This is a genomic window from Salinigranum marinum (genome assembly GCF_024228675.1).
Classification (GTDB): Archaea; Halobacteriota; Halobacteria; order Halobacteriales; family Haloferacaceae; genus Salinigranum; species Salinigranum marinum.
Map to the genome: position 1 here is coordinate 1,697,443 of NZ_CP100461.1, position 24,552 is coordinate 1,721,994.

Here is a 24,552-nt window from a genome sequence, read left to right on the forward strand (position 1 = left end):
AGCGACCCGCTTCGGCCCCGGGCGGACCCACGACGGCCAGAGCCGACCGCGGTGAGTCGAGTCCACACACCGACGCCCCCTCGCTCGGCGAGTGTATGTCCCACGAACTTTTTATGCCCCCATGCCTACATCCGGCTATCTCGAATGTCTAGACACGTAGACCGCCCACCGGGGGTCGACGCCGATCTGGAGTGGTGTCACGAGGCGGTCCAGGGGGTTTCGCGAACGTTCGCCCTGACCGTGGACGTGCTCGAAGAGCCGATGTCGTCGTACATCTGCGTCGGCTATCTCGTCTGTCGAATCGCCGACACCGTTGAGGACGCCGACCACATCCCGCCGGCGGCCCAGGCGCGGATCCTCCGCCGCTACGACGCGGCGCTCGACCCTGACGACGAGACCACCATCGAGGCGTTCCTCGAGGGCGTCGAACCGTATCTCCCGGACGAGAAAGAGCGCTCCGAGGACTGGAGCGTCGTGGCCAACGCCCCGCGTGTGGTCCGCACCTTCGAGGGCCTCCCGCACGACGTCCGCGAGGCCGTCACACCGCCCGCGCGCGAGCTCGTCCAGGGAATGGCGATGTTCGTCGAGCGCTACGCCGAGACGGGCGGGCTCCGCATCCAGTCGCGCGAGGAGCTCGAAGAGTACTGCTACTACGCGGCTGGCACCGTCGGGAATCTCATCACGAACCTGGTCACCCGCGGCGACGTCGCCTCCGAGACTCGCACGAAGCTGTACGAGACCGCCGAGGAGTTCGGACTCCTCCTCCAGCTGGTGAACATCGCCAAGGACGTTCACGACGACTACGAGGAGGAGAACAACGTCTACCTCCCCGCGGAGTGGCTCGAAGAGGAGGGCGTCAGCCAGGAGGCCGTCCTCGACCCCGAGAACGCGACGGGAACCGCGGCGGTCGTCGAACGCACCGCCGACCACGCGACGGGCTTTCTCGACGACGCCCAGACGTACCTCGAGACGGTCCCGCTCACCGACGGCAACACGCTCGCCGCGTGGGCGATCCCCTTCCTCCTCGCCGTGGGGACCCTCCGGGAGTTGCTCGCGCGGCCCGAGGACGCCGTCTCCACCCGCGGCGTGAAGATCTCACGGCAGGAGGTGTTCGCCGTCGTGGGCACGATGACGGGCAACGCCGGCCGGGACTCGCTCGCGGAGTTGAAAGAGAAGATCTACCGCCAGCCGTACCATCTGGCGCGGACGAGCGCCGACTGACTAGCGCGCTCCCCGGATCTCGAAGCGCGCGCCGCCCTCGTCGCCGTCCGTCACCGTGACCGTCCAGCCGTGGCTCTCGACGATCTCCCGGACGATGGCGAGCCCGAGCCCCGTCCCCGCCCCCGTCGAGTACGCGTCGTCGAACACCTGCTCGCGCTCGCCCGGGGGGATGCCCGGGCCGTCGTCGGCGACGGAGAAGCCGGCGTGGTCGTCGAGCGCGCCGACGCGGACGGTCACGCCCGCGCGGTCGGCGTCGGTCGCACCGCCGGAGGCTCCCGAGGCGTGTCCCACGCTGTCGTCTGCCTCCGGCCGGCTGCTCGTGAAGGCGTACTCCACGCTGTCCTCACGAGCCGGCGAGCGAGGGCTCGTCGAGCCGTGCTCGACGGTGTCACCGGACTGCGTGGCAGTCCAGTTGCCTGTGGAACCGTGTTCCACACTGTTCCGAAACAGGTTCTCGAACAGTTGCTGGAGGCGGCTCTCGTTGGCGCGAACCGTCCGATCCGTGACGACGTCGAGGGTCGCGTCGCCGGTCGCGACCTGCTGCCACGCCAGCCTCGCGACCCGGCGGAGCGGGACGGCGGTCGTCTCCACGACGGCGTTACCCTGCCGGGCCAGCGTCAGGACGTCGTCGATGAGCGTCGCCATTCGGCGGTGTGCACGGCGGATAGCGTCGACGTGGTCGGTCTCGTCGGTCCGTCCGGCGAGGAGTTCGAGTCGAGCGTCGGCGACGGTGAGCGGGCTCCGGAGGTCGTGTGAGAGGACGTTTGCAAACCGTTCCAGCCGTTCGTTCTGCCGGCGGAGTTCCGCCTCTCTCTCCCGGAGTTCGCGCTCGTGCGTCTTCCGTTCGGTGATGTCCAGGGCCGCAGCGGTGAGCCCAACGATCTCCCCGGAGTCGTCGCGGAGCGGTTCGATCGTCAGATCGTACGTGACCTCGCCGGTCGGGAGTTCGTACGTCACCTCCTCGCGGACACCCTCGCCGGTCTCGAGTACCCGCCGCTTCGGTTCCATGACCGTCTCGGCGGCCGCCGAGTCGAGGAGTTCGTCGTCGCGCTTCCCGACCACGGTCGCGGCGTCGAAGCCGGCGCGCGGGTTCCCGACCCACGTGTAGCGGAGATCCGTATCCAGTCTGAACGCGACGACGGGCGAGTTCTGCAGCGCCACACGGAACTGCTCCCGCTCGGTGCGGAGCTCACGTTCGAGTCGCTTGTGTTCGGAGACATCGTGGGAGTAGACCGACAGCCCCGTCTCCGAGGGGGAGATCCGGTGTTCGAACCACGCGTCGAACGGCTCGGCGTACGCCTCGATCGGGACCGGCTCCCGCGTTCGGTGTGTGTCCACGAGCGCGGCCGCGAGGCGATCAGGGAGCGCCTCGACGTCCCGCACGTCCGTCCCGACGACGGCCGCCCCGTCGAGATCGAGCAGTTCCCGGGCGCGACTGTTCGCATAGCTGAAGTGGAGTCGGTCGTCGAGCGCCCAGACGGCGTCAGCGGCCCGGTCGGCGAACTCCCCGAGGGGGCGTCCTCCCGCCTGGACCGCCTCCCGCGCAGCGTCGTCCACGGCGTCCGCCCGTGCCGGGAGCGGCCGCCACCACACGCGGCCGTCGGTGCCGACCGACTTCGCCGCGAGGTCGCCGCGGTCGACGAGTCGGTCGAGTCCGGCGACGGTGCGTCGGCGGCTCAGCCCGAGGCAGTCGGCGACCTCGGTCGCCGCCCTGGGCTCCCCGCCGGCGTCGAAGAGCGCGAGGATCTCCGTGAGCGTCTCCGTCGAGGGTTCGGAGGTCATCTGCTACCGCCCCCGATACTCGGGGACCGGTAATCAACGCTCCGCTCCCGGGGTCGACCGTGAGTGAGTTCCCACGGCGGGGACGGAGTGGCGGTCACGGCGGTCGTGACCGCGGCGTCGGCGGGTGGGCTCGCCGCTCACGTCACGGCTGCGAACGTGAACAGGAATCCGAAGTACAGCAAGACGAGGAGACCGAGCGCGACGATGCGGAACCGCTGGAGCTCGGCTTCCTCGTCGTCGTACGCCGCCGTGAACGCCTCGCGCTCGTCGGGTGAGAGCTCGTCGGCGTGGGCGAGGCCGCGGTGGAGGACGAGGTACGACTCCTCGGCGAACGGTCGGTCACAGTACGCACAGCGGTGGACCGGTCCGTCCGGTGGCACCACGGTCTCGACGGCGGTTCGGGCGGCGGTGGTCGGGTCCGCGCCGGCGTCCGTGCTGTTCGGGGGCGCGTCGGTCGACGGCGGTGAGGCTGGAGCGGACCGGCTCATGAGAGGAACGGTGGCGTGACGAACGGTTCGGCGACGACCCAGAGGCTCACCATCGTGTAGGCGATCATGACGACGGTGACGCCGTACTGGGCGCGGACGGCCTGGAGCCGGCTGGGGAAGAGGTCGTAGGCGGTCGCGTGGGCAACCCAGACGGCGACCAGATGCCCGAGCAGAACGAACGCGAGGTCGACCGCGCCGAACCACGCCGGGATCACCAGCGCCGGGGGGTTCGCGGGCGGCGACAGCGGCGCGGCGACGACGGCGAGGAACGTCGGCGCGAGCGTGAGGACGGTGCCGAGGTTGTGCGCGAGGTGGTAGCCGGCGGCGATGGCGAGCAGCGACGGCGCGAACCGGCGGGCGAGTTCCGTCGCGGAGAGGTAGCTGTCGCCGGTGCGGCGCGCGGCGCCGGTCGCGGCCCGGTAGGCGGCGTAAAAGAGCGCGAAGCCGCCGAGATACGCGCCGAGGTAGACGGCCAGCGGCGGGACGCCCGCGCCGACGACGGATCGGGCGAACGCCGCCCACGGGCCGGTGGCGACGACCCCGTCGTACGTCGTCACGAACAGGATCGCGACGACGAACGCGATCTCGTCCCGGCCGGTGACGAGCCGCGTCTCCGAGAGCGCCGCCCCGGGGAACCGGAACCGGAGCCCCGACGCCGTTCGCTCGACGGGGGCGACGCGGCCGTAGTACCGGAGCGCCCGCGAGAGGGGGTCGACGGTCTCGAACCACCGGTCGGGGCCGAAGACGACCGCGCCGGCGACGGTGACCACGCCGTAGGCGACGACGACGGTCGCGAGCAGCGGCGGGTCCTCCGCGAGCGGTGAGGTGATCTCCAGCCAGACGAGCGCGAGCAGGCCGGCGACGCTCGGCCACGCGCCCAGGCGCTCGGGGTACGGGCGGTCGAGCGACGGGAGGAGCGAGGCGATCGTCCGGAACGGGTTGACGGCGGGCCACGTGTTCCCGACGAGGTACGTCGAGGCGACGTAGCCGCCCCACCAGCCGACCCAGACGACGAGGATTGCGAGGTTCCGGGTCGGCGTGTCGGGGCCGCCGAACCCGACGGCGACGACGGCGACGAGCGCGACGACGCCGCCCAACTGGCCGAACCGGCTGAGGACGACCCCGGGGGCAGCGAGGGCGCGGTTCCAGGCGTGGACGGCGACGACGAACGCCCGGTCGGTGACGAAGCTCGCGAGGAGGAACGACGCGCCGACGACGCCACCGCCGGTGAGGAGGAACAGCCACGTCGGCACAGAGATCGACCCGCGGGCGGCCCCGCGGACCGCCCCGCCGTGGGCGGCGACGACTCCCGACGTCGCGACCAGCAGGAAGAGCGTCGACACGGCGACGACGCCCGGTCCGACGAGGCGACAGCGCAGACCGACGCGACCACCGGGAGCCGTGCGTCGGTTGAAACGGTCCATGGCCGCGCTAGGGAGCGGAGCGAAGAGTAGGTTGCGACTCGGCGGCGGTTTGGGTGGATTTTTACCAGTCGAATCGTAACTCCCGTCCATGAGTACCGAAGAATCTCACGAGGACCACGGTCACCACCTCCCGGCGGTGGAAGACTGGCCGCGGGGCTTCGGCGAGGCCAGCTGGTGGCCCTTCATCACCGCCCTCGGTGGCGCGGGGATCTACGTCGGTGCCGCGCTGTACATCATGGGACAGGGAGCCGAACCGATCGTCGGTCCGATGATCGGCCCGGCGACGTTCGTCGGCTCCATCGGGCTGTTCCTCGTCGGCATCTACGGCTGGCTCTACCACGCCTTCGTCGTCCACTTCTGGGACCGCGGCGTCAGCCACCACTCCGAGACGAAGCTCAGATGGGGGATGATCGCCTTTCTGGGATCGGAACTCGCGACATTCGGCGCGGTGTTCACCTACTACTTCTTCATCCGCGCGGGCACCTGGCCCCCGCAAGAGCTCCCGGCACTGACGAGTTCGCTCGTCCTCGCAAACACCGCCCTGCTGGTGGCGTCTTCGTTTACCCTCCACTGGGCGCACGTCGCCATCCGCAACGAGAACCGGCGGAACTTCATCCTTGGACTCGCGGTGACGCTCCTCCTGGGAGTCGTCTTCATCGGCGGACAGGTGCTCGAGTACTACGAGTTCATCATCCGTGAGGGCTTCACGCTCGAATCGGGCATCTTCGCGTCGGCCTTCTTCGGGCTCACCGGCCTGCACGGCCTGCACGTCTCGCTCGGAGCGGTCATCCTCGGCATCGTCTTCGTCCGCGCGCTGTTTGGGCAGTACTCCGCCGACCGGCACGTCTCGGTGTCGACCGCGTCGATGTACTGGCACTTCGTCGACGTCGTCTGGATCTTCCTCGTGGTCGTGCTGTACGCCGGCGCGGAACTCGGGTGACAGGCGGGCGACCCAGGGCGGTTCTGGTTCGACGGAGCGGCACGGAGCGCTGACACGGGTTGTCGGCGCAACGCTTGTTTTGGAGTCAGTCGTGCGACGAGTCGGGGTCCGGTGTGCAACGGATCCGGGTGTGACACGGGAACCGACCCACTCCGGAACGGATCGTCGGGAGTCCGGACCGCAGGGCGAGTCGAACGCGGCCACCAAGGCGGCGTCGCCACCCACTCCTCAGCCGATTCGCTCACCCACTCCGTTCGCTCGCTCATCCCTCGCGCGTCAGTCGCGGACGGGCATCCGCGACGCCGCGAGCCACCGCGATCGGAGCGGCGGTCGGCGCGCGGAAGTGAGCGAGTAAAACGAGCGAACGGAGGCGTGAGCGACCGGTCGGAGAGGTCTTCACGAGCGGAGCGGGTGCAGGCTCGAATCGCCTACGGCGGTTCGGCGTGTGAGACGTTTCGCCGCACACCGGTCACTCATCATCTCGACCGGCTCGAATACTCCCCATCTCGACCGGCTCCCGACGACGTCTCACTGGGAACGGGTCGATCAGCAGCCCGATGCCCGAACACACGCTGACCGAACGTTCATAACTGATACCGCAGCCACCGATCCCGTGCGTTGAACACGAGCCACGGCGCGTCCCGCGGAGCACGGCACGTCGCGTCGTGGTCTGTGGAGTGCCGTCGGCCAGCCCTCAACCGACCAGTTCGTTGAAGCGGTTGACGTCGCGGTCGGGACCGGCGACGACGAGCGTGTCGTCCGTCTGGACGACGAACTCCGGGCCGACCTCAGTGATGAGCGTCCCGTTGCGCTCGGCGGCGATCACGGTGCAGTTGGTCCGCGCGCGGACGTCCGCCTCGGCGAGGCTCGTGCCGACCAGCGCGGGGGCGGTCGTCCGTACGATCTCCAGCTGAGCCTCCGGCGCGATGACCTCCTCGTCGAGCAGGTTCGACGCGAGCATCCGACCCGAGACGGTCGCCAGCGCGAGGACGTACTCCGCACCGGCACGGTAGAGTTTGGGGATGCTCTCGGCCTCGTTCGCCCGGGCGATGATCTCGATCCCCGGCGCGACCTGGTTGATGACGAGCGTCGCGAACACCGCCGTGGTGTCGTTGTCGAGCGCGAGAATGACACTCCGTGCGTCGGAGACGCCCGCCTCGCGGATCGTCTGCCGCTCCGTGATGTCGCCGACGACGTCGACGCCGGGCTTCTCCGCCAGATCGACGACGACCGACGGCACCTCGGCGGCGACGAGCGCGTCGGCGGCGGTCGAACCGACCTCGCCGTTGCCGACCACGACGACGGTCCCCCGCCGGTAGCGTCTGGCTTCCGAGAGCGTGAGCTCTTTCAGTCGGTCGATCTGGTCCTCCCGGCCGGTCACCAGGAGGATCGTGTGTTCGTCGATGACCTCGTCCGGCGGGGGCGGCGAGATGAACTCGCCGCGGAACCACGCGCCGATGATGTTGACCCCGGGTTCCCGTCCGATGCCCGAGTCAGCGATCGTCTCGCCCTCGACCTTGGCCCCACGCTGGACGAGGAGTTCGACGATCTCGAAGTCCTCGGCGATCTCGACGGCGTCCCCGAGATCGGTCGAGATCGACGTGGCGGCCTTGCTGGCGAGGCTGTCGCCGAGCAACCGACGAGGGGAGACGACGCTGTCGGCACCGGCGTAGCGGTGGTAGTCGGCGAGGTCCGCGTTCTCGATGAGGCTGATGACGCGGATGTCGTCCGAGACCTGCTTCGCCGAGAGGATGATGCTGGCGTTGGTCTCGTCGTCGGCGTCGGCGACAAGCGCGACCGCTTCGGCCGTGTTGGCGTCTTCGAGGTCGTCGACGGACTCGGGGTCGCCGTGGGTCACGGAGTAGCCGTCGACGTCGAGCGCACGCGCGCGCTCCCGGTCGGGTTCGACGATCACGTAGTCCGTGCTCATCGACGCCAGTTCGCCGACGAGGGTACGCCCCCGCGGTGTGAACTCGCAGATGACGACGTGATCCGTGAGCGACGTCGACGTCGGCGGCGCGGTCCGGAGCGACTCCTCGACGAGCGGCACCAAAAAGAGGGGGAGCGTGAGAAAAAAGAGCGCGAGGCCGGTGAACTGCATGGCCATCATCAGGAACCACATGCCGTTCGTCGACCAGCGGTTGGCGTCCTCACCGTAGCCCGTGGTGGTGAACGTCTCCACGACGACGTGGAGGGACTCGACGTAGCTGACCTGCGTGCTCTCGAAGTAGCCCATCGCCCACTGGTAGACGACCGCGTAGGCGAGCATCACGACCGCGGCCACGCCGAGATAAACGAGCACGCGCCGACGCGCCTCGGTGAGGGCCCCGTCGGCGACGGCCTGCGACATTATACCCCGGCTTCGACCCGCGGGGAATAAAAGCACACCGTCCTTCGATAGGATATGGGAGACGGCGGCGGAACGACACGTCGTGACGCCGCGTTGACGCTCGCGGTGCTGGCACCCGTGGCCGCCGCTGCGGTCGTCCTCGACGCGCCGTTCTCGCCGACGGTGGTCGCGCTCGGAACGGGGGGTGCGGTCGCCGTCGAACTCCTCTTGTCGATCGATCCCTCGCGCGTGCGCGCCGTCTGGGCCGATCGGCGGGTCCAGGCGGCCGCGGTCGGCGTCGGCGTGGTCGGCGGCGTCGGTCTCGCCGTCGTCGCGGGGCCGTGGGTGCTGACGGCGCTGAGCGCGGGGCTCTGTACCTATTTGGGACTGCTCGGTGGACACGTCGCGTGGCGACGGCTGTGGAGACGGGAGAACCACTAAGCCGCGTCCGGTCGAGACGCCGGATATGGCGCGAGAAGTCACACACACGGCCCGCGGACCGTACGAACTCACCACCGACGACATCGACGAGGAGTACGGCGACGTGGCCGTCTGCCGGTGTGGAATCACCGCGACCCCCCCGTTCTGTGACGGCTCTCACCGTCGGACGGAGGACGAAGAGCCGGGTGTCAGACACAAGTACGTCGACGGGGAGCGCCGCGTGGTCGAGTTCGTCTACGCGCACCGAACCGGTGCCGACGGCGAGTCCGAGTGAGACGGGCGGCGCGGCGACCGAACCGTCAGCCCTCGGTCTCGACCGCCCGTCCCTCGTCGCTCCGCGTCTCACTGGGGCGGTCCGTCGTGTCGACGTCGTCGAAGTCGAGGGCGTTCTCCAGTTCCAGCGACCAGTCGTAGGATCGGTAGCGGAGCTTCGGCGCGGCGTCGCCCGAGAGCGGGCCGTACGTGCGGAGGTAGTCGAGGATTCCCGTGCGGCCGCCGAAGTCGCCACGGTACCACAGCAGGAGCTGCGGGACGCGAACGACGCCGGCCTCGCGGTCGTACTCGACCTCGGATCCGAGATACGAACGGCTGGCGAGCGTGAGTTCCTCGTCGAGCCGCTCGCGGGAGTACGCGGCGATGGGCGGACAGCTCGCCGCCCCGCAGTTGAGCGCGAAGTGGATCCGAGCGTCGAGTTCCGTGACGCGGTGGGTCCGCTCGAACCGTGACTGAAGCAGTCGAGGGAGGTAACCGAGCCCGAAGATCGATTTCGACCGGCGGAGGATCCCGTGTTCGATGTCGTTGAGGCTCAGTCGACGCCCGGCGACGGTGACGCGGTCGGCGACGAAAAAGCGGAGCCGTGAGTCGTAGCGAGCGGGGTCGTCGCGGAGGTCGTCCTGGACGGTCGCGTTGTACGTGTTGAGCCAGAACGCCGTCCGCGCGTCGGCGTCCGACAGGGCCGCCGCGAGGTCGGCCGAAGCGTAGTCGGCGAGCTCCCGCCGGATCTCCGCCGCGGTCGCCGCCTCGCCCGTGCGGGCCGCCCGGAGGAGCCGCGCTGACCGTTCGACGGGGTCGCGGACCTCGCTCATACAGACGAGTATCGGCCGGCGTCAAATAAACGGCGCGGGGGTGTGCACTCGACACGCCACGCGTTATCACCGGAGATACGCCGGGGGAAAGTATTTCACGTGTTTCCCTCGATACTGTGCCAAATGGACCCAGAGATCACCGGCACGGTGACCGGATGGGAGTCGGTCACCGCGGGGTCGGGATACGCGGGACTCCGGTCGCTCGCGGCCGACGACTTCTCGGGTGCCGTGACGGCGGGCCTCGCCTGGGCGTTCTTCCTCAACGGCCGGATCGTCGGTGTCTTCGACGGCGACATCGAGGAGTTCGCCGACGCCGACCTCACGGCGTACCGGGCACTCGAGCCCGCGCTCGCACTCCTGTTCGCCATGCGCGAAACCGGCGGCGAGACCCGCGGGCAGTACTACACCGAGAAGACGCCACTCGAAGAGGTCGATCGGACGCTGTCAGCTGGGAACTTCACCGGCTACGTCGAACTCTCCGAGAACGTCCTCTCGGGCGATTACTACGTCGTCTACCACGGCGGACGGTCGATGAGTGTCGCCTACGTCGGGGCGAGCGAGCGCCTGGTCACCGACGAGGAGGCGTTCGAGCTCGCCGCCGACGAGGTCGGAATCTACGACGTCAACGCGGTCGACATCACGGTCGTGGATATCCCCGGCGAATCGGCCGACGAGGCCGCCGCCGACCGGGACTCGTCGGTCGATCGTGACGGAGCGATGACCGACGAGGACGGAGCCACGGCCGGAGTCGGAGCCGAGGCTGGAGGGTCGCTCGAAACGACTGACGGCGACGATGGCGACGATCCCCCAGCGGACGAACCAGCCGCGACGGGGGCCGTGACGTTCGGCGACCGCGGCGACGCGGACGAGACGGGTACGACGGAAGCACACACCGACGCGGACGCCGACGGTGACGACGAGAATCAGTACGACTCCGGCCCGTCGCTACGGGCCGCCTCGTCCGCGGACTTCGGTCTCGGCGGCGACACCGAACCGCAGGACGGAGACGACATCCGCCCACCGACCGGCGAGGCGCGTGCCGAGGCGGGCGCGGAGAGCGACGGGAGTGACGGAGCGGCCGACGAAGGGAGAGAGATCGGGCCCGCCGACGAGCGGGAGAGTGATCCCGACGACAGCGGGGGCGAGGAACCACGTGACACCGCTGAGCCCGACGGAGTCGACGAACGACGCAGGACCGACGACACCGAGACGTTCGGCGAGGGAGACGACACCGAGACGTTCGGCGACGCGGTCACGGGCACGGGACCGGAGGCAGCGAACGGCGCGGGCCGTTCGTCCGTGGACGAGGGCGACGGCGCGACCGTGGCCGACGAGCCGCGGATGGCCCGACTGGACGACACGGGCGACGATGCCGAGGCCGACACCGATGCGGAGGTGGGTGTCGACGCGGCTCCGACGGAGCCGACGAACGCAACGGAGTCGACGGATCCGACGGACGCCGCGGCCGCCGAGGGCGCCTTCAGCGCGGAGCGCCAGTGGCAGGAGACACGGCGCATCCCGGCGCTCGATCCCGACGAGTCGATGCCCCCGGCCGGGCGTCCCGCCGAGACCGAGGGAGCGGCCGAACGGCAGGGGCCGCGCGCGCACGAGAGCGAAGGATCGGAGGCGTCGGTCGAGGAACCCGAGCAACCGCCGGGCGGCGGACCCGAAGCGGTCGAGGCGGGAGCCGACCCGGAGCCAACGGACGCACCCGAGAGCGGGCCCGCCGGGGCGATCGCCGACGCCCCCGACGCGGACCGTCACTCGCTCCGGGAGAAGCTGGCGGCGACGGAGTCCGAGCGCGACGAACTCGCCGCGCGGGTCGACACTCTCCAGTCGCGGCTGGAGGCGGTCACCCGCGAACGCGACGAGCACCGCTCGCGCATCGACGACCTCGAATCCGAGATCGAGCGCCTCCGCGAGGCGGTCGATCGGGCCGGAGCCGAGGGGGACGACGCGGGTGCCGAGCGGCTGTCTCCGGCGGCCGCACGGGAGGGCACCAACCTGTTCGTGCGGTACCGGAGCAAGGGGAAGCCGACGCTCGAGACGGCACGGGCCGGGGAGGCCAGACAGGACGCGGTCGTGGAGAACCTTCGGATCGAGTACCACACCACCTTCGAGAACGAGTCGGCGACGGTCGACGGAGAACCGTACGAGACGTTCCTCTACGGGACCACCGAGTGGGGGTTCGTACGGTGGGTCGTCGAGGAGTTGCTGTACGAGATCGGGCGCTCGGGGCACAGAGCGGACCTGTCGGCGCTGTTCGACCGAATCCCCGAGATCGACCGTGTACAGTTCGACGGGGAGGTGTCGGTCACGGTCGAAGGAGACGGCGGGGAGAGCCACGAGGCCCGAACGTTCGACCTCGTCTTCCGAGACTCGATGGGCGACCCCCTGTTCGTCGCGAACCTCAACACGGAACGGAACGCGACCACCGCGGGGGCGGTCGGCTCGCTCGTCGAGGGCGCGCGGGCGGTCGGCACCTCGAAGGACACCCTCGGGGGGGCGTTCTTCGTCACCACCTCCTTCTTCGAGCCGGACGCGCTCGACGCCGTGACGTCGGAGACGACCGGCGGGCTCCTCAGCCGGAACAGCAAGAAGAGCTTCGTGAAGCTCTCACGAAAACGGGGCTACCATCTCGGTCTGGTCGAAGCCAGGGACGGCGAGTTCCACCTGAGCGTTCCGGAACTGTAGCGAGAGGAGCCACTCGATCCGGACCGACGGGTGCGGGCGATGGATCAGGTTGGTCGGGGGTCGGTACGACGGGCGGTCGACGAACAGTTCAGGACTCGATTTCGGCGGCGTCCTCGATCTTCATCGACTGAAGCTTCTGGACGATGTCGTCGAGTTTCTCGTCGAGTTCGTCGACGAACTCCTCGGTGCGTTCGGTCGTGATCGCACCCTGGCTGGAGGGCTCGATGAGGTTCTCCTCCTCGAGAACGCGAAGGGAGTAGCGGACCTTGTGGTGTGGATAGCCGGTCTCGTTGGACATCTTGACGATGCCGATGGGCTCGTTGTCGATGACCATCTTCAACACCTGCAGATGCCGCTCCAACATATCCACTTCCTTCTCAAGTCGATCTATCATGCCATTTGTTAACTTGTCTTTGGAGGTTTTAAACGTTGCCCTCGGGGGCGGACGAAAAGCGATCGTATACTCCCACACGGTACACCATGTTAACACTTCTGGCACCGTCACGACACGTTATGCCGACCGACGGCCGTACTCAGGGACACCCGCGAGCGAGCGGGCGGTGACGGGTCGGACGACGCATCGCGTGACCGGACCGTAACCGGTTTGACCGCCGGGGGGAAATTCGCGTCCATGACCGTCACGATTGTCGGCTCTCAGTTGGGCGACGAGGGCAAAGGGGCCCTCGTCGATCTGTGGGGGGGCGCTGCTGACGTCGTCGTCCGCTACCAGGGCGGGGATAACGCCGGCCACACCGTCGTGGAAGGCGGCGACGAGTACAAGCTCTCGCTCGTTCCGTCCGGTGCCGTCCGCGGCAAGGTCGGTATCCTCGGAAACGGCTGTGTCGTCAACCCACGGACCCTCTTCGACGAGATCGATACGCTCCGCAAGCGCGGCCTCGAACCCGACGTCCGGGTCGCCGAGCGCGCCCACGTCATCATGCCGTACCACCGCGCCCTCGACGGGATCGAGGAGGAGGCCAAGTCGGATTCGGACCTCGACGCCGGGACCACCGGGCGGGGGATCGGCCCGACGTACGAGGACAAAGCCGGTCGCCGCGGCATCCGCGTTGGCGACCTCCTCGACCCGGCGGTGCTCCGGGACCGCCTGGATTACGTCGTCCCGCAGAAGCGCGCGCTCGTCGAGGAGGTGTTCGGCCTCGACGCAGGCGAGGCGTTTGACGTCGACGCCCTCCACGAGGAGTACGCCGCCATCGGCGAGCGTCTCGCCGAGGAGGGGATGACCGTCGACTCGGGGCAGTACCTCCACGAGCGCCACGAGGCGGGCGACGAACTCCTCTTCGAGGGGGCACAGGGGACGAGTATCGACATCGACCACGGCATCTACCCGTACGTCACCTCCTCGAATCCCACCGCCGGCGGCGCGGCCGTCGGATCGGGCGTCGGACCGACCGTCGTCGGCCAGGGCGAAGTCGTCGGTATCGTCAAGGCCTACCTCTCGCGAGTCGGCACGGGCCCGCTCCCGACGGAGCTGACGGGGACAGACGAGCCGCTCGCCGATCACATCCGCGAGAAGGGCGGCGAGTTCGGCACGGTGACGGGCAGACCGCGGCGGATCGGCTGGCTCGACGTTCCCATGTTGCGACACGCCGCTCGCGCGAACGGGTTCACCGGGATCGCGGTCAACCACCTCGACGTACTCGCCGGTCTCGACGAGGTAAAAGTCGGCCACGCGTACGCGTTCGACGGCGACGAGATCGAGACGGTGCCGACGACGACCGAGCAGTGGGCGCGGTGTGAGCCCGTGTTGAAGGAGTTCGAGCCGTGGCCCGAGGTCGACTGGACCGCCGTCGCCGAGGCGGGCTACGAGGCGATCCCCGAGAACGCCCGGGCGTATCTCGACTACGTCTCGACGGCGGTCGGCGTCCCGATCTACGCCGTCGGGGTCGGCCCCGATCGTGCAGAGACGATCGAACTGCACGACCCGTTCGAACGGTAACGCGGCTCTCTCCCGGTCACTCGCCGAGTTCCGCCGGCTTCAGCCCCTGAACCGCGCCGAGCACGGCCTCGCAGCCGGGGGCGGCTACGCCGCGGGCGGCGAACGCCTCGTCGAGGTGGCTGGTGACACAAAGATACCGTCCCCCGAGCCGCGAACCGGCCGACTTTTTCTGCTCCGGTCCCTGCCGTCGAACATGACCGGCGAGCACGTGGACGCGCTGGTGGCCACCGCCCCGGACGGCATCAGCTTCGACGACCTGCGCGTGGAGCGGGCGGCGGACGGCTACGCGTTCGAGACCCCCGCGGCGACCCACACTGGACTCGACGAGTCCAGCATTCGTGCGGTCGCCGCGGAGTCGAGACACGCGACGAACTGGTATTTCTGGCACGCGGTCGCCCCCCAGAAGGCGGACCGCTGGGCGTTCCTCCGGTGGCTCGAACCCTCCGGCGGCGTCGACGACCGCTACGACGCGCTCGCCGACGGCGTGGCGACCGACTGGGGCGAGCTGGAGATAACGGTGAGCCTGGGCGAGGCCGGCCGGCGGCGGTACCACCTCCGGCACGTCGACGACGCGGATCGCGACGCCGACAGCCTGGACGCGTACGACGACCCGCTGGCCGCCCGTGACATCGCCACGACCGACACACGCGACCGGTACCGGCCACTGAAGACCGCACCGTCGCTACGGACGGGGTGGCGGTTCACCGGGTTGGGACCGACGGAGCTCGTCGAGGCGGTCGAGGCGTTTTACCCGGCGACGATCGCCAACTGGCACCGCGAGCGCGAAGGGGACCTTGACGTGAGCCACTGGCGCGAGACGATGGAACGCCAGACGGGGATGTACGGCGTCGTCAAGACCTGGGACCGCGGTGAGGGGTACGAACACGTTAACTGGGTGGCCGAGGCCTGCTGTGACGACTCGCAGTGTCTCAAACGCCGCGAGTGGCAGTACGACGAGGAGACGGAGCTCGACGTCGACGGCGGCGATGGGGTGTTCCCCTGCCGGGAGCCCTGCTCGCTCGTCGTCTCCGCCGCCCGCCGCTGGACCAAGCTCGAAGCCGAGGAGCCGCGGACGTACGAGTTCGAGCTCACGCCCTCGGAGAAAGAGCAGGTCGAGGCGATCGTCGACGCGGTCGCCGACGGCCGGACCGGCGAGATCCGCGAGGCCGACGTGTACGAGGGCGCGAACCGCTACCGGGCGCGGTTCCTCCGTGCGAAGCTGTTCGACGACGACGGAAACCTCGCCGGGACGCCGACCGACCCCGACGAGAACGAGGACGCGGCGGAAGCCGAGCCCACGGACGACTGAGGTCGGGACCGAGGCGAGGCGGCCCCGCGCCGCTCACTTCATGATGAACACGAGCGCCGCCACGGCCCCGCCGAGGACGACGCCGACGCCGACGAGCACGGCCGGGCTGGTGGCCCCGACGACGACGACGGCGGCGATCGCGATGGCGACCGCGAGGAGGACGAAGACGACGAACGGGAGCGCGTTCGGCCCGGGGAGCGCGCCGAGGAGCCGGGCGAGAAACGGCTCCGAGGGCTCCCGCTGTGGGGGCTTCGACAGCGACTCGTCGACGGGGACCTGTCGGGGCTGCTCCTCGACCGGTTCGATCGTCACGTCGACGTAGGTGGTTTCGGCCCCGTACCCGGTCGACACTTTCAGCTTGCCGGTGACCGGGTTCGTCGGATCCCTGTCGACGACGACGTCGACCCGCGTGGTGGTGTCGCCGGCGACGAACACGTTCCCGTTGTCGATGCGGGCGACCGTCGAGAGGTCGTCGTCCAGATGGAGGTGAACGTGGACGCCCTCGCCGTGGTTCGTCAGTTCGACGCGAAACGACCCGTCGGTAACGAACTCGACCGCTGCCTCGAGGGCGTGGAGCCGTCCACGGTTCAGCTCGACGGGTAGCGACGCTGGCACACCTACGACTCTGCTCGGGGGGGCAAAAAGGTTCAGGCTCCGTCGGTCCCACTCACGCCCGCCGTCGGTCTCGAGCCGGCGGCTGATTTGGCGGTGGAGGGTCGACCGGCGAGCGCCGACGGCTCACTCGTCGCGCATGTCCGGCGGCCGGAGGTCCGGGATGCCGTCCTCGATGGGATACTCTTCCCCCGTGACCGTGCCGACGAACTTCCCCTCGATGATCTCCTCGCCCTCGCGCTTCGTGACGTGGAGTTCGAGATCGCTCTTGTCGAGCGGGTCGCAGAGGATGTCCACGAGTGACTCTTTCATCGGTTCTCCCTTGGCGGGTGTCGGTAAAAAAGCGTACGGCTTCGGTGTGGATGGACTGGGGGCGGGGGAGACCTCGATGGATCGCCCTGGGCTCTGGTGACCGCCCCGGGCTCGGGCTCGTCCACCGCGTCGGGATCAGTCGCCCGCGACCGACTCGCTCTGACGGGTCTCCTCGCGGACACGTTCGATCGCCCCGCCGACGTTCGCGCCGGCGTCGGCCGCCCGTTCGAGGACGACGTCGGCCATCAGCGGCTCGGTCCCCACGGCACCGGCGTACCAGATCCGGTGGCCGTCGACCTCCGTGGGGGTGTCCCACCCGGTGCGGTAGTCGTCGGTGAGCCCCATGTCCTCGGGGATGTCCTCTTGGGTGTGGTAGCCGTCGGCGATAAACAGCGGGACGACCACGACGTCCTCCGACTCGAAGAAGTCGGTGACGTCGTCCACCTCGGGGTCCTCGTCCATGAACAGCGCCTGGACCTCGTCGAACCGGCCCAGCGCTTCGATCCGGTCGGCGTGGTACTCGATCGCCTTCGCGGAGTTCTCGTTGCGCTTGGTGCCGTGGCCGACGACGGCGATGCCGAACCCTTCGCCGACCGCGGGGTCGCCCGTGACGCTCTCGGCCCGGCGGACGATCACGTCGGTCATCGAGTCGTGGGTGCCGACCGGCCCACAGTAGTGGATCCGCTGGCCCGTGTCCTCGGCGGTGAGGGTCACGTCGGTCGCGCTCGTCCCGTCTGAGTCCCACGCCTCGGGGTCCCAGCCGTCCAACCGCAGTTCGCGGGGGATGACCTGTTCGGTGAAGTAGCCCTCGCTGACGAACAGCGGAACGACGTACACCTCGTCGGCGTCCACGGTTCGGAGGACCTCGTGGAAGGAGGGCTCTTCCTTCCAGAAACCCGTGCGGACCTCGTCGAACGCGCCCACGGCGCGGATGGTGTCCGCGTGGTCGTGCGTGGGCGTCGAGGAGTCGGGGTTCAGGTGCGACCCGTGCGCGACGATGACCAGTGCGCTCATGTAAGAGAGGCGGGACGGAGCGGTCTTATGGACTTCGGCTCGGACGTTCGTCGCCCGGCAGAACCCGGCCCGCGCCGCCGCGCGGATGCGCGGACGCGCAAACGCGCGGAACACGACACGGGCGGCGGTTTTTTGCGCGGCCGCTCCCAGAGCCAGCACATGTCACTCGCAGCCGCGGCCCGCGAGGCCGTCCGGGCGGAACCGTTCCTCCACCGCGCGCTCAGGGCCGGCGTCGTCAACTACCGCGCCGCGGCCCACTACCTCGACCTCGACGGCGACCCCGACGCGGTGGCGACCGCCCTCCGGCGCTACGCCGACGAACTCGACTCGCCCGCGACCGACGCGGTCGACGCGCCCGTCCGGATGCAACGGGGGGTGGGGCTGGCCGATTCCGAGGAGGTCGACGACGAGGACGTCGTCGTCGCGGTCGGCGACCAGCGGCTCGTCCGGGGCGGCGACATGACCGCGGTCCGCACGGCCGGCGACGTCGACGCGCGGGCGCTGGGGCACACGCTCGCCCGACTCGGTGCGGCGTCGGTGCTGGTCGACGCGGCGGGCGTCGCCGGTGGCGAACTCGTCGTCGTCGTGCCGAACCGCCAGGGAGCGACGGCGCTCCGCGTCGTCGAGGACGCGCTCGGTTCGGTCCCGGCCTGAGGGGTCGAACCGCGCTCGACCCGCCGGCGCTCCCCGCGCTCGGCGGCCGCGACGCGGGCGGTGTCTTCGAAGTTTTCTATCATCCGTGATATTCGCGGGCGCAGGGTTATCAGTCACGTGCCGGTACGACGCGCATGGACTCGATCGCACCCGGCGACTCCATCGGAACGGGGATCTCGGCCGAGCAGTTGGCGGAGGAGATCGGCCTCGACGCCGAGGAGATCGCCTGGCGGAAGGAGTTTCTGAACTTCACCAGCGAGGACGAACAGCGGCTGGCGTCGATGTCGGCGGTCGTCGAGTCGAAGGAAGAGGAACTCGTCGAGGCGTTTCTCGAACCGATCCTCTCGGACGCGCGCACGAGGGAGATCGTCGGGCGCTCGCCCCGGACGAACGACCAGTTGGAAGCGATCGTCTCGGGCTACCTCGAGATGTTCACCGGCGGGACGTACGACCAGCAGTACTACACCCACCGGTGTCGCATCGGCCGACTCCACGACCGCCTGGACATGCCGCTGCACTACTTCGGCGGCATGTTCGGGAACTTCCTGAACATCCTCCTGGACGAGATCGAGTCCCTGACCGTGGAGTCGGCCACCGAGTCGCTGTCGGCCGAGGACGCGGCGGACGTCGAGGCGTCGATCGGCGAGGGGTTCGCCAACGCGCGGGCGGCGGTCCGTGGGGCGAACCTCGACATGCAGGTCGTCAACGACACCTACCTCCACTCGTACTCGCGGGAGATGCGCGAGGAGATCGACAAGTCGCGGGAGATGCGCGAACGGATCGCCGGGACGGTCGAGTCGCTCGGGACGGAGGCGGCGTCGGCCGCCGAGGGGGTCGACACCATCGACGCGCTGGCGGCGGAACAGACCGCGAACACGGAGGAACTCGCCGACGGGCTCTCGGATCTCTCCGCCTCCGTCGAGGAGGTCGCTGCGACGGCCGACGAGGTGTCCGCCACGAGCACTCGGGCCGAGGAGATGGCCGAGGAGGGCCACGAGGCGGCCGCCAACGCCGCGGAGACGATGGCGCGGGTCGACGACGCCCGCGGGGACATCACGGAGCGCGTCGACACGCTCGTCGACACCATCGACGAGATCGACGAGATCGTCGAGGTGATCAACGGGATCGCCGAGCAGACGAACCTGCTGGCGCTGAACGCCTCGATCGAGGCCGCCCGCGCCGGCGAGGCCGGGTCCGGCTTCGCCGTCGTCGCCGACGAGGTGAAGGCGCTGGCGAACGAGTCGAAAGAGCAGGCCGAACGGGTCGAGGGGATGATCGACGAGGTGACCGACCACATCGACGAGACGGCGGTCAGTCTCGACGACGCCGACGACCACATCAGACGGGGGATCGACGAGGTCGAGGAGTCGATGACGCGGCTCGAACGCATCCGCGACGCCGTCGAGGAGGCGTCGACGGGAATCGGGGAGGTGGCCCGCGCGACCGATGACCAGGCGGAGACGAGCGCCCAACTCGCCCAGCGGGTCGACGACACGGCCGACCGGGCCGACGAGGTGGCCGCGGAACTCGACGAACTCCTCGAGAGCGTCCGGTCGCAGTCCGACACCGCGACGGAGATCGACGAGGCGCTCGACGAACTCGAATCGGTCGAGGCAGCCGCGGGCGACACCAGTGCCCGGACGCGGACGCAGGCGACGACCGACGGGGGAACCGCGTCGACTCCCGGCCGTGGACGGGGAGGGTCGAACGACTTCGAGTGGAGCCGTGAGGCGACCGGGAACGACGGCGGTGAGTCCGCCGAGACGGGCGGCGACGGCCTCCCCGCAGGGATGCCCGGCTTCGTGAAGGAGATGCTCGATGAGGAGACGAAAGCGCAGATCAGACGGGGCGAACTCGATCGGCCCGAGTGGACGAAGTAGGCTGACGCGTCTCTCGCCGACGCCCGTTCCGACGAGTTCAAAAAACCCGCGCGTCAATCTTCGGTCCATGCCTGCGCTGTCCGTGACCAACACCCTCACAGGCGAAGAGGAACCGTTCGAACCAGTCGGCGACGAGGTCCTCCTGTACGTCTGTGGGCTGACCGTCTCGGACGACGCACACCTCGGCCACGCCCGCGTGTGGACCCACGCGGACGTGATCCACCGCTGGCTCGAACACGAGGGATACCCGACCAGGCACGTCGAGAACTTCACCGACGTGAACGAGAAGATCGTCGCGCGGGTGGGCGAGGACGACCTCGGCGACTCGGAGGCCGCCGTCGCGCGCGGCTTCACCGCCTCCGTGATCGAGGATATGCGCGGGCTCAACCTCCTGCGGGCGACGGTGTACCCCCGCGTCTCCGAACACGTCCCCGAGATCGTCGAGTTGATCGAGACGCTCTGCGAGAAGGGGTACGCCTACGAGGCCAACGGCTCGGTCTACTTCGACGTCACCCGGTTCGAGGAGTACGGCAAACTGTCGAACCAGCGGGTCGACGACCTGGAGGCGCAGGGACCCGACGGCGAGCAGTCGGAGAAACGCCACCCGGCGGACTTCGCGCTCTGGAAGGCCGGCGGCGTCACCCCCGACGACGTGGCCGAGCATCGCGACCCTGACCTGCCGCCGCTTGGGGACGAGTGCGGCGAGACGTGGGCGTCGCCGTGGAGCGAGGGCCGGCCGGGCTGGCACATCGAGTGCTCGGCGATGTCGATGACGCATCTCGACGAGACGATCGACATCCACATCGGCGGGCACGACCTCGTCTTCCCGCACCACGAGAACGAGATCGCCCAGTCGGAAGCCGCCACGGGGAAACAGTTCAGCAAGTACTGGCTCCACACCGGACTGCTCGAAACCGCGGGCGAGAAGATGTCGTCGTCGCTCGGCAACTACTTCTATGTGAGCGAGGCGCTCGACCGCTGGGGCGTGAACGTCCTCCGGACGTTCTACCTCGGGACCCGGTACGGCACGAAACAGACGTTCTCCGAGGCGGCGATGGCCGAGGCCGAAGAGCGGTGGGAACGGCTCGAACGAACGTACGAGGACGCCGTCGCCGCCTGCGACAGCGTCGACGCGCGCACGAAGGTCGAAGACGAGCCCCTGCGGACGGCCGTCGAGACGACCCGCGAGGAGTTCCGCGCGGCGATGAACGACGACTTCAACGTGCGCGAGGCGATGGCGGCGCTGCTCGACCTCACGACGGCGGTGAACCGCCACCTCGACGGCGAGGCGTACGACTACCGCGGGCTGAAAGCCGCCATCGAGACGGTCGAGGAACTCGGTGGGGGCGTGTTCGGCCTGCAGTTCGGGGCGGAGGGCACGGGGGAGGTCACTCTCGCCGCGGACGTGGTCGAACTCGTCCTCGAGGTGCGTGAGCGCGAGCGGGAGGCCGGACACTACGACCGTGCCGACGAACTCCGTGAGGAGCTCCAGGCGCTCGGCGTCGAAGTCGGCGACAGCGCTGAGGGACCGACGTACCGGCTCCCCTGACCGGCCCGGGAACCCCGGCCCGACCGGTCGGCTCAGTCCATCGTGATCCAGACGAGAAAGCCCACGCCGATCGTCTCGAGGACGTGGAGCGACATCATCCCCTGCCAGGCGATGTCGGGCACTGCGGAGGAGAACCAGACGGAGAGCGTCGGATCGACCAGGTAGATGTAGAGGGCGACGAGGTTCTCCAAGAGGAGGAGGACGGCGAACACCATGAGCCCGAGCGCGTGCTTCGAGCGGAGGTCGAGGTAGTTTCGACCCCAGATAGACAGCAGGACGGCGAGGAGCAGAACGTTGAGTCCCGCCGTGACCCGCGCGACGTCGAACCAGAGGCTCATCTACTCCTCTCTAGCGATTCGGACATGAAATAGACTTTCCCAAATTCGTCCATAGTCGGGACTCCACTCGGCGCGGCCGTGCTCGGGCTCACTCTACCTGCTCCATGATGGTCTCGATCGTCTCCCAGTGGTGGCGGGCACGGTCCGAAGGGAGGTAGACGGCTCCGTACCCGTCGCCGCTCTTCTGTACGACGTCGTTCTCGACCAGGACGTCGAGGTGGTGTCGAACCGTCTTGTAGTCGAGGTCGAGGCTCTCGGCGAGCTGGTTCGCGTTTCGCGGTCGCTCGTCGACCGCCCTGAGGATACGGAGGCGGTTTTTGCCACCTCGCGTTCCGGTGAACACGTACCAGAGGACCGCCTCCATCACCCCACCCGACACACCCCCGATACGTAAGGTCATCGACAGAGTACGGTCGTGATCCAGCTACGGGAGTCGGACGCAGAGCGTCACATGGTGAACAGATGTGAGCCCTCGGGAACGTCGAACAGCCCCATCCGGACCCCGGCGTCGAGCCAGCCGTAGCCGTACGAAAACGACGCCAGCGCGTTGACGAGATCGTCCTCGTCCCGGAAGTGGCGACCGTCGTCGAGGTACGACCGAGCCATCTCCTCGCACTCGGCGGCGGCGTCGCCGAGCGGCGTCCCGGACGGGGCGGTCACCGTCGCCGCCGCGAGCGCCGCGTCGAGCATTCTTTCGTACCGGTCGGTCTTCTCCGCGAGATCGGCCATGCCGAACGCAGCCGTCGCGGGTCAAAGAGCGCTTCGACGCGGCGACCGTGGGCACGGTCCGGATCGGACTCGGCGCGCCGTCCGTCACGCTCGCGACTGCCCGGCGGCGGCCGTGTGGTGTGGTATTGCCTGGCGAGTGGGCGCCGATCGGTGCACGACAGCACAAGCGTAATAGCCCGTCACCGGCAACGACGTACCAATGACAGAGACGTCGCAGGACGCCGACGTGACCGAACACCGTCGGCTCGTCATCGCCGGATCGGGCATCGCCGGGCTCACCGCCGCGATTTACGCGGCGCGGTCGAACAACGACCCGCTCGTGTTCGAGGGCGACGAACCGGGCGGCCAGCTGACGCTCACCACCGAGGTCGACAACTACCCCGGCTTCCCCGAGGGGATCTCTGGACCCGAACTCGTGACGAACATGAAAGAGCAGGCCAAGCGCTTCGGTGCCGAGGTGAAACACGGCATCGTCGAGTCCGTCGAGCGCGTCGAGCGAAGCTCGACCGCTGACCAGAACGCGACGCGTCCTGGTGATGACTCCCCGCGCCCGTTCCGCGTCGAACTGAAGAACGGCGACGTCTACACCGCCGACGCCGTGATCGCGGCGTCGGGGGCCTCCGCGCGGACGCTTGGCGTCCCCGGCGAGGACGACCTCATGGGGTACGGGCTGTCGACGTGTGCGACGTGCGACGGGGCCTTTTTCCGCGACGAGAAGATCATGGTCGTCGGCGGCGGCGACGCCGCGATGGAGGAGGCGAACTTCCTCACCAAGTTCGCCTCGACGGTCTACCTCGTGCACCGCCGCGAGGAGTTCCGCGCCGAGGACTACTGGATCGATCGCACGATGGAGAAGGTCGAGGACGGAGAGATCGAGATCATGCGCAACACCGAACTGACCGAGATTCACGGCAGTCCCGAGGAGGGCGTCGACCACGTCACGCTGGTCCGTCACCCCGAGGGGCATCCGAAGGAGAAGCTCGACTCCGAGCGGGCCGACGAGGTCGAGGAGTTCGACTTCGACGTCGGGGCCGTGTTCTACGCCATCGGCCACACGCCCAACACGGCGTATCTGGAGGGAACGGGCGTGGAGATGGACGACGACGGCTACCTGCGAACGAAGGGAGGCTTCGGCGGCGGGCAGACCGCAACGGACGTCGACGGCATCTTCGGGGCCGGCGACGTCGTCGACTACCACTACCAGCAGGCGATCACCGCCGGCGGGATGGGGAGCAAGGCCGCGATCGATGCCGACGACTACCTGGAGGACCTCGAACGCTCGCCCGTCGCGACGGGCGAACCCGCCACGGTCGAATCGGACGACTGAGCCCGACACGCGGGACGCGCGGTCTCCCCGATCCTCCCCCGCCAACCGTGCGCGGAGGTGGTCCGAATCCCACAGACCCTTTAGTGGGGATCACCCAGGGAGGGTATGGTCGAAACCGAGACGTACACCATCGAAGGACCCGGCGGCGACACGGAAGCGATCGAACTCCCGGCCGGCCTCGTCGACGTGTTCGCCGAACAGGGCGAGGAACCGACCGACGTCGTCGGCGACATCGTCGTGCAGGCGTTCGCACAGCAGGCACACGTCGTCGTCCACCACGCCGAGGGCGACACCCCCGGCGACCTCGAGGCGCTCAACGACGAGATGGAGCGGCTCTTCGAGGAGCGCTTCGGCGTCTCGCTCGCCGACGCGATGGGCCACTCGCACTAGCGCTTTTTTTACGAGCCAGCCGCTCCGACAGCCCCCACGGGGAATCGCGGGGAAGTTCCCGGCGCGCCGGGACCGAG

At 69.0% G+C, this 24,552-nt stretch carries 24 protein-coding genes; 12 read left to right on the forward strand and 12 right to left on the reverse strand.

Features of this window, described 5'->3' with window-relative positions; genetic code table 11:
* Positions 1 to 144 precede the first annotated feature (144 nt).
* Positions 145 to 1,221: a phytoene/squalene synthase family protein gene (locus NKJ07_RS08295; protein ID WP_318570117.1), complete on the forward strand. Its 1,077-nt coding sequence runs from the start codon at positions 145 to 147 to the stop codon at positions 1,219 to 1,221.
* Here the strand turns inward: NKJ07_RS08295 and NKJ07_RS08300 are convergent, their stop codons facing one another.
* The 3 genes from NKJ07_RS08300 to NKJ07_RS08310 form a co-directional block, all read right to left on the reverse strand.
* Positions 1,222 to 3,003, reverse strand: coding sequence for a PAS domain-containing sensor histidine kinase (locus NKJ07_RS08300; RefSeq protein ID WP_318570118.1), 1,782 nt, complete (start codon positions 3,001 to 3,003; stop codon positions 1,222 to 1,224).
* A 137-nt stretch (positions 3,004 to 3,140) separates the two neighbouring features.
* Positions 3,141 to 3,491, reverse strand: a complete 351-nt coding sequence (locus NKJ07_RS08305) for a DUF7410 domain-containing protein (RefSeq protein WP_425504736.1) — start codon at positions 3,489 to 3,491, stop codon at positions 3,141 to 3,143.
* A complete protein-coding gene (locus tag NKJ07_RS08310; RefSeq protein WP_318570119.1) occupies positions 3,488 to 4,915 on the reverse strand; it encodes a hypothetical protein in 1,428 nt (475 codons plus the stop codon). The genes NKJ07_RS08305 and NKJ07_RS08310 overlap by 4 nt, the downstream gene beginning before the upstream one ends.
* An 88-nt stretch (positions 4,916 to 5,003) precedes the next feature.
* On the opposite strand from NKJ07_RS08310, the gene NKJ07_RS08315 reads away from it, so the two are divergent.
* Positions 5,004 to 5,855, forward strand: a complete 852-nt coding sequence (locus NKJ07_RS08315) for a cytochrome c oxidase subunit 3 (RefSeq protein ID WP_318570120.1) — start codon at positions 5,004 to 5,006, stop codon at positions 5,853 to 5,855.
* Between the two features lie 694 nt (positions 5,856 to 6,549).
* On the opposite strand, the gene NKJ07_RS08320 is transcribed toward NKJ07_RS08315, so the two are convergent.
* Positions 6,550 to 8,205 (reverse strand): potassium channel family protein, encoded by a 1,656-nt coding sequence (locus NKJ07_RS08320; RefSeq protein WP_318570121.1) that lies wholly within the window; start codon positions 8,203 to 8,205, stop codon positions 6,550 to 6,552.
* 54 nt (positions 8,206 to 8,259) lie between these two features.
* Between NKJ07_RS08320 and NKJ07_RS08325 the strand changes: the two genes are divergently transcribed.
* Both NKJ07_RS08325 and NKJ07_RS08330 read left to right on the forward strand, forming a co-directional pair.
* Positions 8,260 to 8,625, forward strand: a complete 366-nt coding sequence (locus NKJ07_RS08325) for a hypothetical protein (RefSeq protein WP_318570122.1) — start codon at positions 8,260 to 8,262, stop codon at positions 8,623 to 8,625.
* A 25-nt stretch (positions 8,626 to 8,650) separates the two neighbouring features.
* Positions 8,651 to 8,899 (forward strand): CDGSH iron-sulfur domain-containing protein, encoded by a 249-nt coding sequence (locus tag NKJ07_RS08330; protein ID WP_318570123.1) that lies wholly within the window; start codon positions 8,651 to 8,653, stop codon positions 8,897 to 8,899.
* 25 nt (positions 8,900 to 8,924) lie between these two features.
* Here the strand turns inward: NKJ07_RS08330 and NKJ07_RS08335 are convergent, their stop codons facing one another.
* Positions 8,925 to 9,710: a DUF547 domain-containing protein gene (locus NKJ07_RS08335; RefSeq protein WP_318570124.1), complete on the reverse strand. Its 786-nt coding sequence runs from the start codon at positions 9,708 to 9,710 to the stop codon at positions 8,925 to 8,927.
* Between the two features lie 123 nt (positions 9,711 to 9,833).
* Here NKJ07_RS08335 and NKJ07_RS08340 point away from each other — a divergent pair, with 123 nt between their 5' ends.
* Positions 9,834 to 12,404 (forward strand): DUF7527 domain-containing protein, encoded by a 2,571-nt coding sequence (locus tag NKJ07_RS08340; protein WP_318570125.1) that lies wholly within the window; start codon positions 9,834 to 9,836, stop codon positions 12,402 to 12,404.
* 88 nt (positions 12,405 to 12,492) lie between these two features.
* On the opposite strand, the gene NKJ07_RS08345 is transcribed toward NKJ07_RS08340, so the two are convergent.
* Positions 12,493 to 12,798 (reverse strand): hypothetical protein, encoded by a 306-nt coding sequence (locus NKJ07_RS08345; protein WP_103425160.1) that lies wholly within the window; start codon positions 12,796 to 12,798, stop codon positions 12,493 to 12,495.
* A gap of 237 nt (positions 12,799 to 13,035) precedes the next feature.
* Here NKJ07_RS08345 and NKJ07_RS08350 point away from each other — a divergent pair, with 237 nt between their 5' ends.
* Both NKJ07_RS08350 and NKJ07_RS08355 read left to right on the forward strand, forming a co-directional pair.
* Positions 13,036 to 14,361, forward strand: coding sequence for an adenylosuccinate synthase (locus NKJ07_RS08350; protein ID WP_318570126.1), 1,326 nt, complete (start codon positions 13,036 to 13,038; stop codon positions 14,359 to 14,361).
* 193 nt (positions 14,362 to 14,554) lie between these two features.
* A complete protein-coding gene (locus NKJ07_RS08355; RefSeq protein ID WP_318570127.1) occupies positions 14,555 to 15,670 on the forward strand; it encodes a DR2241 family protein in 1,116 nt (371 codons plus the stop codon).
* Positions 15,671 to 15,703: 33 nt separating this feature from the next.
* Here NKJ07_RS08355 and NKJ07_RS08360 read toward each other — a convergent pair whose 3' ends face one another.
* From NKJ07_RS08360 to NKJ07_RS08370, 3 genes are all read right to left on the reverse strand, one after another.
* On the reverse strand, positions 15,704 to 16,285 hold the full coding sequence (locus NKJ07_RS08360; RefSeq protein ID WP_318570128.1) for a DUF7524 family protein: 582 nt from the start codon (positions 16,283 to 16,285) through the stop codon (positions 15,704 to 15,706).
* A gap of 123 nt (positions 16,286 to 16,408) precedes the next feature.
* Complete coding sequence (locus NKJ07_RS08365) at positions 16,409 to 16,594, reverse strand: methytransferase partner Trm112 (RefSeq protein ID WP_318570129.1); 186 nt, start codon at positions 16,592 to 16,594, stop codon at positions 16,409 to 16,411.
* 135 nt (positions 16,595 to 16,729) lie between these two features.
* Entirely contained in the window at positions 16,730 to 17,608 is an 879-nt protein-coding gene (locus NKJ07_RS08370) for a CbiX/SirB N-terminal domain-containing protein (RefSeq protein ID WP_318570130.1), read from the reverse strand.
* Positions 17,609 to 17,767: 159 nt separating this feature from the next.
* Between NKJ07_RS08370 and NKJ07_RS08375 the strand changes: the two genes are divergently transcribed.
* The 3 genes from NKJ07_RS08375 (at position 17,768) to cysS (ending at position 21,691) form a co-directional block, all read left to right on the forward strand.
* Entirely contained in the window at positions 17,768 to 18,262 is a 495-nt protein-coding gene (locus NKJ07_RS08375; RefSeq protein WP_318570131.1) for a DUF7523 family protein, read from the forward strand.
* 134 nt (positions 18,263 to 18,396) lie between these two features.
* Positions 18,397 to 20,142 (forward strand): globin-coupled sensor protein, encoded by a 1,746-nt coding sequence (locus tag NKJ07_RS08380; RefSeq protein WP_318570132.1) that lies wholly within the window; start codon positions 18,397 to 18,399, stop codon positions 20,140 to 20,142.
* A gap of 67 nt (positions 20,143 to 20,209) precedes the next feature.
* Positions 20,210 to 21,691, forward strand: a complete 1,482-nt coding sequence (gene cysS / locus NKJ07_RS08385; RefSeq protein ID WP_318570133.1) for a cysteine--tRNA ligase — start codon at positions 20,210 to 20,212, stop codon at positions 21,689 to 21,691.
* 32 nt (positions 21,692 to 21,723) lie between these two features.
* On the opposite strand, the gene NKJ07_RS08390 is transcribed toward cysS, so the two are convergent.
* From NKJ07_RS08390 to NKJ07_RS08400, 3 genes are all read right to left on the reverse strand, one after another.
* Positions 21,724 to 22,029: a DUF8036 family membrane protein gene (locus tag NKJ07_RS08390; RefSeq protein ID WP_318570134.1), complete on the reverse strand. Its 306-nt coding sequence runs from the start codon at positions 22,027 to 22,029 to the stop codon at positions 21,724 to 21,726.
* An 88-nt stretch (positions 22,030 to 22,117) separates the two neighbouring features.
* Positions 22,118 to 22,393: a winged helix-turn-helix domain-containing protein gene (locus NKJ07_RS08395; protein ID WP_318570428.1), complete on the reverse strand. Its 276-nt coding sequence runs from the start codon at positions 22,391 to 22,393 to the stop codon at positions 22,118 to 22,120.
* A gap of 83 nt (positions 22,394 to 22,476) precedes the next feature.
* Entirely contained in the window at positions 22,477 to 22,758 is a 282-nt protein-coding gene (locus NKJ07_RS08400; RefSeq protein ID WP_318570135.1) for a DUF357 domain-containing protein, read from the reverse strand.
* Between the two features lie 199 nt (positions 22,759 to 22,957).
* Here NKJ07_RS08400 and NKJ07_RS08405 point away from each other — a divergent pair, with 199 nt between their 5' ends.
* Both NKJ07_RS08405 and NKJ07_RS08410 read left to right on the forward strand, forming a co-directional pair.
* Complete coding sequence (locus tag NKJ07_RS08405) at positions 22,958 to 24,085, forward strand: NAD(P)/FAD-dependent oxidoreductase (protein ID WP_318570136.1); 1,128 nt, start codon at positions 22,958 to 22,960, stop codon at positions 24,083 to 24,085.
* Between the two features lie 105 nt (positions 24,086 to 24,190).
* The gene (locus tag NKJ07_RS08410) at positions 24,191 to 24,475 is read left to right on the forward strand and encodes a DUF7545 family protein (RefSeq protein ID WP_318570137.1); all 285 of its coding nucleotides are present in this window, start codon (positions 24,191 to 24,193) and stop codon (positions 24,473 to 24,475) included.
* The last annotated feature ends 77 nt before the right edge of the window (positions 24,476 to 24,552 follow it).